Source organism: Streptomyces sp. NPDC059477 (genome assembly GCF_042749375.1).
Lineage (GTDB): Bacteria > Actinomycetota > Actinomycetes > Streptomycetales > Streptomycetaceae > Streptomyces.
This window is the reverse complement of the sequence record NZ_JBHYUG010000004.1, coordinates 65,139-75,494: the sequence shown is the minus strand read 5'-3', so window position 1 is coordinate 75,494 and position 10,356 is coordinate 65,139. Positions and strand designations below refer to the sequence as shown.

8 protein-coding genes are annotated in these 10,356 nt (G+C 72.6%); 4 read left to right on the top strand and 4 right to left on the bottom strand.

Annotated elements, in window-relative coordinates:
• Nucleotides 1–49: 49 nt before the first annotated feature.
• On the bottom strand, nt 50–2,080 hold the full coding sequence (locus ACFXAZ_RS03155) for a thioredoxin domain-containing protein (RefSeq protein ID WP_384584245.1): 2,031 nt from the start codon (nt 2,078–2,080) through the stop codon (nt 50–52).
• A 743-nt stretch (nt 2,081–2,823) separates the two neighbouring features.
• On the opposite strand from ACFXAZ_RS03155, the gene ACFXAZ_RS03150 reads away from it, so the two are divergent.
• Nucleotides 2,824–6,024 carry a tetratricopeptide repeat protein gene (locus tag ACFXAZ_RS03150; protein ID WP_384584242.1) on the top strand — a complete coding sequence of 1,067 codons (3,201 nt, stop codon included), beginning with the start codon at nt 2,824–2,826 and terminating at the stop codon, nt 6,022–6,024.
• Nucleotides 6,025–6,135: 111 nt separating this feature from the next.
• Here ACFXAZ_RS03150 and ACFXAZ_RS03145 read toward each other — a convergent pair whose 3' ends face one another.
• Nucleotides 6,136–6,450 (bottom strand): hypothetical protein, encoded by a 315-nt coding sequence (locus ACFXAZ_RS03145; RefSeq protein WP_384584239.1) that lies wholly within the window; start codon nt 6,448–6,450, stop codon nt 6,136–6,138.
• Nucleotides 6,443–7,303 carry a mycothiol conjugate amidase Mca gene (gene mca, locus ACFXAZ_RS03140; protein ID WP_384584528.1) on the bottom strand — a complete coding sequence of 287 codons (861 nt, stop codon included), beginning with the start codon at nt 7,301–7,303 and terminating at the stop codon, nt 6,443–6,445. Before mca ends, ACFXAZ_RS03145 begins: the two co-directional genes overlap by 8 nt.
• Before the next feature lie 242 nt (nt 7,304–7,545).
• On the opposite strand from mca, the gene ACFXAZ_RS03135 reads away from it, so the two are divergent.
• Nucleotides 7,546–7,944, top strand: coding sequence for a DUF4307 domain-containing protein (locus ACFXAZ_RS03135; RefSeq protein ID WP_384584236.1), 399 nt, complete (start codon nt 7,546–7,548; stop codon nt 7,942–7,944).
• 219 nt (nt 7,945–8,163) lie between these two features.
• A complete protein-coding gene (gene greA, locus ACFXAZ_RS03130) occupies nt 8,164–8,664 on the top strand; it encodes a transcription elongation factor GreA (RefSeq protein ID WP_384584233.1) in 501 nt (166 codons plus the stop codon).
• A gap of 118 nt (nt 8,665–8,782) precedes the next feature.
• Here greA and ACFXAZ_RS03125 read toward each other — a convergent pair whose 3' ends face one another.
• On the bottom strand, nt 8,783–9,730 hold the full coding sequence (locus ACFXAZ_RS03125; protein WP_384584230.1) for an NAD(P)-dependent oxidoreductase: 948 nt from the start codon (nt 9,728–9,730) through the stop codon (nt 8,783–8,785).
• A gap of 59 nt (nt 9,731–9,789) precedes the next feature.
• Here ACFXAZ_RS03125 and ACFXAZ_RS03120 point away from each other — a divergent pair, with 59 nt between their 5' ends.
• A complete protein-coding gene (locus tag ACFXAZ_RS03120; RefSeq protein ID WP_384584227.1) occupies nt 9,790–10,224 on the top strand; it encodes a MerR family transcriptional regulator in 435 nt (144 codons plus the stop codon).
• Nucleotides 10,225–10,356 lie beyond the last annotated feature (132 nt).

Sequence of the window (10,356 nt, the reverse complement as noted above, 5' to 3'; positions counted from 1 at the left end):
CCCGCACCCGACGAACCGCAGAAGCCCCCGAAACCCCCGGCGGGGACCCTCAGCCGCCCAGCGCCGCCCGCAAGGCATCCGCATCGGACGTAGGCGCGTCACAGGTGAAATGCCGGCAGACATACGCCGCCGCCCGCCCCCCGACCAGCGTCCGCCCGGCAAGCAGCGGAAACTCCTCACCCCCCGGCACCCCGTACGCGACCACCGCCCCCGGCGCGGTCCCCAGCAGCGCCGTGCGATGCAGGACGCGCCCGTCCGGATCGGCGTCCCCCGCCCCCACGATCGCCACCTCACGCGGCCCGTCCAGCAGCGCCTCGGCGACGGCCAGCCCCCAGCCGATGAACCGCGGCACCCGCGGCCCCAGTGCCTTGACCACGCCCAGCGCCCGTTCGGCGGCCGTGCGATGCGGCTCGGCGCCGGTCTGCGCGGCGTAGCCGAGCAGCGCGCCCGCGGCGGCGGTCCAGCCGGCCGGGGTGGCGTTGTCGGTGGGGTCCTGCGGGCGCCGGATCAGCCGCTCGGCGTCGGCGGCGGTGTCGTACAGGGCGCCGCTCGCGGGGTCGGTGAACCGGGCGAGGACATGGTCGAGGAGGAACCCGGCGAACTCCAGCCAGACGCCCTCCCCGGTGACCGACGCCAGCGCCAGGAACCCCTCGGCGACATCGGCGTAGTCCTCCAGCACCCCGGCGTTGGCCCCGGCCCGCCCGTCCCGGCTGGTCCGGACCAGCCGGGCCTGGTCGTCCAGATGCACCCGGACCAGGAGGTCTGCGGCGGCGACGGCCGCGTCCACCAGGTCGGGGCGGTCGAAGTAGGCGCCGGTCTCGGCGAGCGCGGCGACGGCGAGGCCGTTCCAGGCGGCGACCACCTTGTCGTCCCGGCCGGGCGCGGGCCGCGCGCCGCGCACCGCGAGCAGCCGTTCCCGGATCCCGGCGATCCGCCCGGCGTCGAACACGCCCTCCTGCTGCGGAAGCTGGAGCACCGAGGCGCCCTCCTCGAAGGTGCCCTCCTCGGTCACCCCGAAGTACTGCGCCGCCAGCGCCGCGTCCTCCTCACCCAGCGCCTCGCGCAACTGCTGAGGCGTCCACACGTAGTACGCGCCCTCGGTGTGCCGTCCGGTGCCGTCGTCGCTGTCGGCGTCCAGGGCGGAGGCGAAGCCGCCCTCGGCGGTGCGCAGCTCGCCGACCAGGAAATCGGCGGTCTCCAGGGCGACCCGCCGGGCCAGTTCGGAGCCGGTGGCCCGCCACAGATGCGCGTACACCCGGCACAGCAGCGCGTTGTCGTACAGCATCTTCTCGAAGTGCGGCACGATCCAGTCGCGGTCGACGGAGTACCGGGCGAACCCGCCCCCGAGCTGGTCGTAGATCCCGCCCCGGGCCATCCGCTCACAGGTGTCGGCGGCCATCTGCAAGGCACCCTCGGCGCCGGTGCGGGCGTGGTGGCGCAGCAGGAACTCGATCACCATGGACGGCGGGAACTTCGGCGCCCCGCCGAACCCGCCGCGTTGCGGGTCGTACTCCCGGGTCAGCCCGAGCAGCGCCTGCGCCAGCTCCTGCTCGCCGGGCGCCTGGCCGTCCCCGTAGGAGATCTCCCGTCCGGCGAGATCCCGGACGATCTTCCCGGCGACCTCGCCGACCTCCTCCCGCCGCTGCTCCCACGCCTGCCGCACCCCTTCGAGGACCTGCCGGAAGCCGGGCATGCCGTGCCGCGGAGCGGGCGGGAAGTACGTACCGAAGTAGAACGGCTCGGCGTCCGGCGTCAGAAACACCGTCATCGGCCAGCCACCCTGCCCGGTGGCCGCCTGCACGGCCTCCATATAGACGGCGTCCACATCGGGCCGTTCCTCACGGTCCACTTTCACACTGACGAAGTGCGCGTTGAGGAAATCGGCGGTGGCCTGATCCTCGAAGGACTCGTGGGCCATCACATGACACCAGTGGCACGCCGAGTACCCGACCGACAGGAGAACGGGTACGTCGCGACGCCGTGCTTCCTCGAAGGCATCCGGTTCCCAGGGCCACCAGTCGACCGGATTGTCAGCGTGCTGAAGCAGATAAGGCGAGGTCACACCGGCCAGCCGATTCATACGACTCAGCCTCTCACAATGCCCGTCGCCACCGGGGGGACCGGCACGGGTGCTGCCTCGCTCGGGGAGTTCCGGCATCCGACGGTCGGCACACCGGCGAGTCGGCCGTCCGGCAGCATGGCGGGTCGGCGCTGCGGCGAGTCGGCCGACCCGCGGCACGACAGTTCGACAGCGCGGCGAACCGGCCGACCAGCGAATCCGCCGACCCGCAGCACGACGGGTCGACAGCGCGCCGAGGCGGCCGACCCGCGGGTCAGCCGTCCGGCAGGTCAGCCGTCCGGTGCCCGCGACCGGCCCGCGCCGACGCCCCGCCGCCGGGAACGCTCCTCGACGGCCGCAGGGGACGCACCCGGCCCAAGTCGCCGCCGCTCCGCCGGTCAACCACCTCGCGGAGGACGGAAGCCGACTCCCCGCCGGGCCGGCGGGTACCGCCCGCACGCCCACGCGCAAGAGCCTGACCCCGCGCAGGGCTTCCGTACCGCCCACCCGCGCGCGCGAGCCCGACGGCCGGTCGGCGGCCCGAGCCCCGGCGCGCCCGACACTCAGCCGCACCGGCCGACCCGCGTCACGCATCGGGCGGCCTCCCGGACCTCCAGGCGACCGCCGCGCACCGCCCATCCCCCACCCCACCGACTTCACACCCCCTCCACACCCGTGCGGACCCCGTCCGCCCCCTCGCCCCGGCCCGCCCGGGGCAGCACACTTGACCACCCATAGGTGGTGCTGTCGGAGGGGGACGGGACATGCGGGACAGTCAGCGGGCCGACGCCGAGAGGCTGTTGGCTCGGGCTGTGGAGGAAGAGGTACGGCGCTCCGGGGGCCGTACGGACCCGAAAGTGCTGATGTCACGGGCACGCGGCGCGCTCGACGCGATGGCGCAGAACGCCGCCGAGGAGTACGCGGCGTACACCCGGGCGCTGGACGAGTCGGCCGCCGCGCGGCTGACGTTCGGCCAGCGCTACGCCCGCGACGGCGGCGGCACCCCGCTGCTGGTGGCGGGCGTCGGCGCGGTCGCCGCCGTGGTGGCCGACCTGGTGCTGGGCACGACGACGGGCACGGCCGTCGGCGCGGGGGTGGCCGTCGGGGTCGTCGGCGCCGCCGCGACGGTGGTGAAGGTGGCCGGCGCGCATCTGCCGGCCGCGCACCACCGGGCCGGCGCCGAGGGGCAGCCCGGCGGCGCCGAACAGCTGCGGCTCCAGTGGCTGACCGCGCTGGAGGTGCGCGGCATCCGCCCGTTCCTGGACCAGCAGCGGGTGCTGGCCGCCTCCACCGGGCCCAAGAAGAGCGGACCCCAGCTGCGCGGCGCCGACAAGAGCGGGGCGGCGCGCGGGCGGAGCGTGCTCGAACAGTCCTTCGGTCAACTTCCCGAGGCCACCGGGCCGTTCGCGGGGCGGCGCCAGGAGATGGGGCGGATCCGGCAGTGGGTCCAGGCGGGCCGGGCCAGCACCCAGACCCGCCCGACGGTGGTCGTGCTGCACGGACCGCCCGGCAGCGGTCGTACGACCCTCGCGGTACGGGCCGCGCAGGACCTCAGGGACCAGTTCCGCGGCGCCTGCGTGGTCGACCTGCGCGGCGACACCGCGGACGAGCCGCCGCTGTCCACCCGCGACGCCCTGCTGCATCTGCTCAACCGGCTCGGCGCCCCGCGCGAGCAACTGCTCTTCCGGGAACGCTCGTCGGCCGACCAGCAGGTCAGACGGCTCAGCGAGCTGTACCACCAGCATCTGACCGGCGTCCCGGTCGCGATCGTCCTCGACGACGCCGTCGACCCCGAGCAGATCCGCACCCTGGTCCCCGAGCGCTCCGACAGCCTGGTCCTGGTCACCGCGCGCGAGCCGCTCACCCTGCCACCCGGCCTCCAGGCGTCCGTGCACCACGTGCCCGTACGGCCCCTGGAGGCGGCCGGGGCGGAGGAACTGCTCGGCGCCGCGGCGCAGGACAGCTCGGGGCCCTACGACGCCGAGTCCGGCGACCGGATCACCGAGCTGTGCGGCGGGCTGCCGCTCGCGCTGCGCGTCGCCGGTTCCTCGCTCGGCCCGCGCACCCCCCGCCGGCTCGCCGCCGACCTGGAGGCGTACGGACCCGTCGACCCGGTCGAACGCGCCCTGTGGCTGCGCTACACCGACCAGCCCGAACCGGCCCGGCGGCTGCTGCGCCGACTCGCGCTGGCCGGGCGGGCCTCACTGGGCGCCGCCGCGGCGGCCTCCCTGCTGGCCACCGACCAGGCGGAGGCGGGCCGCCGGCTGACGGCGCTGGCCCGCGCGGGCCTCATCGACCAGGTGCGCGGCGACCGCTACCGGCTGCACGACGTGGTCCGTGCCTTCGCCCAGGCCCGCCTCCTGGACGAGGAGGAGGCGGTGGAGCGCACGGCCGCGCAGGAACGGCTGATCGTCAACTACGCCGAACTCGCCGACTCCGTACTGCGCCTGGTCGACGGCAACATGTCCACCCGCTCGGACCGCTTCGGCCCGCACGGCTTCACCTCGCTGGACGAGGCGCTGCGCTGGCTGGACGACGAGTCCAGCTTCATCACGGCCGCGCTGCGGCACGCCGAGGGCGTCGACCAGGGCGCGGTGCTCAATCTGCTGGGCGCGCTGTGCGACTACTGCCTGCTGCGCGGCGACCTGTACCGGCTCGGCGAGATCAACGAGCTGGCGCAGGCCGTGGACCAGGGCCTGCTGATCCGCTCGGTGCAGTGGCGCACCGGCATCGCGGCCCGCCAGCTCGGCGAACTGGACAAGGCCCGCACCACCCTCACCTCGGTCGTGGACCTCTACATGGAGGCGCATCACGACGCGGGGGCGGCCCGCGCCCTGTGCTCGCTCGGCATCACCCTGCACCACCAGGGCAATCTGGTGGAGGCGGCGGCCAAGCTGCGCGAGGCGCTCGACCTCCAGGCGGCCCCGCAACTGGCCACCGACCGCGCCTGGACCATGCACGCGCTGGCCGCCGTCGAACGCGACCGCGCCCATCTCGCCGAGGCCCTCGACCTGCTCACCCGCTCCCTGGCCCTGCACCGCGCGGGCGAGTCCGTGCACGGCGAGGCCTGGGCGCACTACCAGCTCGGCCAGCTGTACGTCCGGCTCGGCGACGTACCCCGCGCCGAGACCGCCCTGCAATCCGCCCTGGAGCTGTACGAACGTACCCGCGACGCACGCGGCACGGCCTGGGCCCTGACCCAGCTGGCCCGCGCCCGGCTGGTCGCCGGTGACGCGTCCCCGGCCGTCGACGAACTACGGGCGGCTGCCGCCCGGCACCGCGAGAACGAGGACGCCCGCGGTGAGGCGTGGACCCTGTACTACCTGGGCCAGGCCTTGGAGGAGAACGGCGACCGCGATCAGGCGGTCCGCGATCTCGAACGCTCCCGGACGATGTTCTCCCGGATGCGGGACGTCTACGGGCTCGCCTGCGCCCGCCACCACTCGGCCCGGGTCACCCGTGACCAGCGGGCCGCCCAGACCGGTTCCCTGCGCAACTCCGGCTTCGCCCGCCAGCTCCTGGTCGACGCCCGCGCCGACTTCCAGCGCATCGGCGTCGCCCACGGGGAGGCGTGGACCTGCCTGGAACTGGCCGTGGTCGACGCCGGCAATGCCCGTACCCCCCAGGCCCTGGCCCTGTGCGAGGAGGCGGTCGGTCTGTTCGCCTCGTACGGCGACCGGCGCGGCGAGGACTGGGCCCGCTTCCTGCGCTGCACCCTGCTGCCCTACGCGGCCCCGGGCGGCGTGGAGGTCGGCACCGCCGTCGCGCAGGAGGAACTGACCCAGCTCTCCCGCACCCACCATGCCGCCCGCGACCCGAAGCTCGACTCCTACCTCGACACCTACCAGCTCCTCCTGGAACGCGGCATCACCCTGGAGACCGGCTGGCAGGCCTGGCGCCTGGGCATGGTCCCGAGCCGCCATGCGCGGGAGGTCATGGGGGTGGGGGTGGCCGTGGAGTCCTGAAGGTGGGCGGGGGTGGGGGTGGGGGTGGGGGTGGGGGTGGGGGTGGGCGGCGGGGGTGCGTATCCGCCGCGCCGGTTCCCCAGTGTCCCCGGTGTTCCCGGGGCCCGGTGTCTACGCTCTGCCGTCGCCGCCCGCCTGCGTGGCACCGGCCGTCTTCGCCTTCTTCGCCGTCTTCGCGGGGGAACCGTCGCCGTCGGCCGGGGCGCCCGACGGGTCCTCCGCCGGGTCCTGCGCCGGTTCCTCGAAGTCGACCTTGCCCAATCGGCGGTTCATCGACTTCATCAGGCCCCAGATGGCCACGGCCATCACCGCGAAGACGATGAAGCCGAGGACGCCGGGGGTCACCTTGTCCTCGTCGACCTCGTTGGCCGCGAAGGTGACGAAGTGCGTCATTGCCAGGCTTGCGCTTGCGCTCATGTCAGGCATTGTCCCGGATGCCCGCGAAGAGGTCGTCCTCGGGGAGGGAGGTCTCGACGAGGGACTTCGCCAGCTCGTACTCCTCCGTCGGCCAGACCTCCTTCTGAAGCTCCAGCGGCACCCGGAACCAGCCCCCGTCGGGGTCGATCTGCGTGGCGTGCGCGATCAGCGCCTTGTCGCGGATCTCGAAGAAGTCGGCGCACGGCACATGCGTGGTGAGCGTGCGCTCCTTCTGCCCGAACTCGTCCCACCGCTTCAGCCAGTCCCCGTACGGTGACTCCATGCCCCGGTCCAGCAGCGCCTTGTGCAGCGCCTCGGTGCGCGGCCGGTTGAAGCCCTGGTTGTAGTACAGCTTGCGCGGCCGGTACGCCGGTCCGTACTCCGCCTCCGGGAAGCGCTCGGTGTCCGCCGCCGCCTCGAACGCCACCATCGAGATCTTGTGGGTCATGATGTGGTCGGGGTGCGGATACCCGCCGTTCTCGTCGTACGTGGTGATCACCTGCGGCCGGAAGGAGCGGATCTTGCGCACCAGCTCACCGGCCGCGTGTTCGACGTCCTCCAGCGCGAAGCAGCCGTCGGGGAGCGGCGGCAGCGGGTCGCCCTCGGGGAGCCCTGAGTCCACGAACCCCAGCCATTCCTGCTTCACCCCGAGGATCTCGCGGGCCTCGTCCATCTCCCGCTTGCGCACCTCGTGGATGTGCTCCTCGATATAGGTGTCGCCCTGGAGCTTGGGGTTGAGGATGGAGCCGCGCTCACCGCCCGTGCAGGTCACGACCAGCACGTCCACCCCCTCGGACACGTACTTCGCCATGGTCGCCGCGCCCTTGCTCGACTCGTCGTCGGGATGCGCGTGCACGGCCATCAGTCGCAGCTGGTCAGTCAAGACTCATTCCTCAGTCAACAGGCGCCCGGGGGGACCGGGCGCGACGGACGGTTGCCGGCCCGTCACGTCGGGCGGGGGCGGGGGTCCGGTGTCGGGCGGGCGGCTTCTATAGTGACCGAATCGGAGGGCCAATAATTCCGGAGTCCGACTCCGGGGCCCCTTTTGGGACAGCGTCCGGACTCGACTTCGGGCCGGTCCCGCCCGTGGGCGAGAGGACGATCATGAGTACGGTGAGCACGCGACCGCCCAAGGGCCGCTACGGCCGGGCCTCGGACGAGCGCGCGGACCGCACCCTGAAGATCGTCGGCGCCTCCCTCGGCGCCGTGCTGCTCGCCGTGCTCGGCTACTTCGCCTACTACTACGTCGGCCAGAACAAGATCAGTGGCGAGATGATCAGCTTCGAGCTGGGCGAGGACGCGGTGCAGGTCCGGCTGAAGGTGGAGAAGGACGCGGGCGCCACCGGTTACTGCACGGTCCGCTCCCAGTCGGAGGACGGCGCCGAGGTCGGCCGCGCCGACTTCCGCTTCGACGGCGACGCCACCAGCCTCGACGAGGTGGTCACGCTGCGGACGACGGCCGCCGCCACGTCGGCCGAGCTGCTCGGCTGTCACGCCGACTGACGCGGGCTGTCTCCGACTGGCTCGGGCGGACTCCGACCGGCGCCGACCGGCGCCGCGAGCAATACCTCTTCGCTGACCTGCGTTGACGGGATATTGGTGACTTATGTCCTCCCCCTCCCGCTCTTGAATTGTTAGGCTCGTGGTTTCGCCCACTCATGAAGGAACATCCTTCTGGGTAGGGCGATGCTTTGTATTCCCAGTACCGACGAGGAGCACCCTGTGACCCAGACCAGCGAGAACGTCACCTGGCTGACCCAGGAGGCGTACAACAAGCTCAGGGAAGAGCTTGACTACCTTACTGGTCGTGCGCGCACGGAGATCGCCGCCAAGATCGCCGCCGCGCGTGAGGAGGGCGACCTGCGCGAGAACGGCGGGTACCACGCGGCCAAGGAGGAGCAGGGCAAGCAGGAGCTGCGCGTGCGCCAGCTGACTCAGCTGCTGGAGAACGCCCAGGTCGGCGAGGCACCGGCCTCGACGGACGGCACCGTGGCACCCGGGATGGTCGTCACCATCGCCTTCGACGGCGACGAGGACGACACCCTGAGCTTCCTGCTCGCGTCCCGCGAATACGCCAGTTCCGAGATCGAGACCTACTCGCCGCAGTCGCCGCTGGGCAGCGGCGTGATCGGCCACAAGGTCGGCGAGGACGCGGAGTACGAGCTGCCCAACGGCAGGAAGGCGTCCGTACGCATCCTGAAGGCGGTCCCGTACAGCGCCTGACGTAACGCATCGCCCTGGGCCCTCGGCATCCTGCGGGACGCCGGGGGCCTTGTCGTAGCCGGGGGGCCTCGTCGTGGCCGGGGGGCCTTGTCGTGGCCGGGGCGGTCCGGGCCCGCCGTCACGGCACCTGTGCCACCTGTGCCGCCTTCTTGAAGACCTCGAACACGGCCAGGTAGTTCTCGCCGCTGTGGCCGTCGGTGATCGCCTGCTCGGCGATCGCCTGCATCAGCCTCGGCTGGTCGGAGTGGACGCCCTGTTCCACGCTGGTGCGGGTGATGTGCGTGAGCGCGTTGAGGTTCATCTCCATGGTGCCCGCGTCGCCGGGGTAGGTGCCCTGGTCCAGGTCGGGGGCCCGCCCGGTGAGGATGGGGTCCACCACCGAGGGCATGAACCACTTGAGCGCGAGATCGGCGAACGTGACCGCCGGTACGCCCGCCGACCCGACCAGGGCCGTGGCGTGCAGAAAGCCGTTCATCGTCGCGTACATCATGCCGAGCAGGGCCGCGTTGTACAGGACCGCCAGGCCGGGGTCGGCGCCGAGGTAGCGGGGGTCGCCCATGCTCGCCAGCGTCACCCGGTGCTGGTCGAAGACGTCCTGCGGGCCGCTGTAGAGGAAGACGGACCCGGGGTGTCCGACGAGCGGCGGCGGCACCATGATCGCGCCGTCCAGATAGCCGACGCCCCGGTCGGCCGCCCAGGCGACGGCGGCGTGTGCCTCGGTCGGGGTGCCGGAGTTGAGGTTGACCAGTGCGCGGCCCCTCAGGGCGTCACCGACGGGGTCGAGAAGGGGGTACATGGTCTCGTAGTCCTTGAGACACAGGATCGTGACGGGGCTCGCGGACACGGCTTCGGCGACGGTCGCCGCGCGGTGGGCGCCCCGGGAGACGAGGGTGTCGGCCTTCTGCGGGGTGCGGTTCCAGACGGTCGTGGGGTGGCCGTGTTCCAGAAGCGTCTCGGCGAGGGCGAGGCCCATGGGACCTAGGCCGATGACGGTGACGGGTGCGGATGCGGATGCGGATGCGGATGCGGATGCGTGCTGCGGGCTTGCTGATCGCTGGTTCGTCATGCCGAATAGACTGCGGTCTCACATCGATGTGAGAGTCAACTGAACGTGGTGGTCATCACATGCGTATGGGGGAGTTCTCCCGGAGGACCGGGGTCAGCCAGCGTCTGCTGCGCTACTACGAGGAGCAGGGGCTGCTCAGGCCGACGCGGCGGCCCAGCGGATATCGCGAGTTCGCGGAAGAGGACGTGGCCACCGTCCGGGGCATCCGGATGCTGCTCGCTGCCGGTCTGGGCACCGCCACGATCGCCGAACTGATGCCGTGCATGGTCGACGACGGGAAGATCCTGGCGCCGGTCTGTTCCGGCATGCTGCCCGACCTGCACCGGGAACGCGACCGCATCAACGAGGCCGTCGCCGACCTGCTGACCGCACGGGACACCCTGGACGCCGTCATCGCGGCGACGGCGACGGAAACGGGCGGGGGCGAGGACGTCCCGGACGCGTGTGAGACGGTCGGCGCCGGATCGGGCGCCGGGGGGCGGGGCGGGCTCTGAGATGCGGGGCAAGTCCTGAAGGGCGGGCGGACCCTGAGCGTCGGGGTGGGCGTTGCGACCTGCCGCCCCCTGTATCTCCCGGTATCTCCCGCCCCTCCGTCTCCCGCCCCCCTCCGTGAAGAGGGCGGAGCC

Bases quoted from the DNA above. Each gene is read 5' to 3' on its own strand.
- ACFXAZ_RS03155 (WP_384584245.1), bottom strand. From the start codon at position 2,080: ATGAATCGGCTGGCCGGTGTGACCTCGCCTTATCTGCTTCAGCACGCT.
- ACFXAZ_RS03150 (WP_384584242.1), top strand. From the start codon at position 2,824: ATGCGGGACAGTCAGCGGGCCGACGCCGAGAGGCTGTTGGCTCGGGCT.
- ACFXAZ_RS03145 (WP_384584239.1), bottom strand. From the start codon at position 6,450: ATGCCTGACATGAGCGCAAGCGCAAGCCTGGCAATGACGCACTTCGTC.
- mca (WP_384584528.1), bottom strand. From the start codon at position 7,303: ATGGCCGTGCACGCGCATCCCGACGACGAGTCGAGCAAGGGCGCGGCG.
- ACFXAZ_RS03135 (WP_384584236.1), top strand. From the start codon at position 7,546: ATGAGTACGGTGAGCACGCGACCGCCCAAGGGCCGCTACGGCCGGGCC.
- ACFXAZ_RS03125 (WP_384584230.1), bottom strand. From the start codon at position 9,730: ATGACGAACCAGCGATCAGCAAGCCCGCAGCACGCATCCGCATCCGCA.
- ACFXAZ_RS03120 (WP_384584227.1), top strand. From the start codon at position 9,790: ATGCGTATGGGGGAGTTCTCCCGGAGGACCGGGGTCAGCCAGCGTCTG.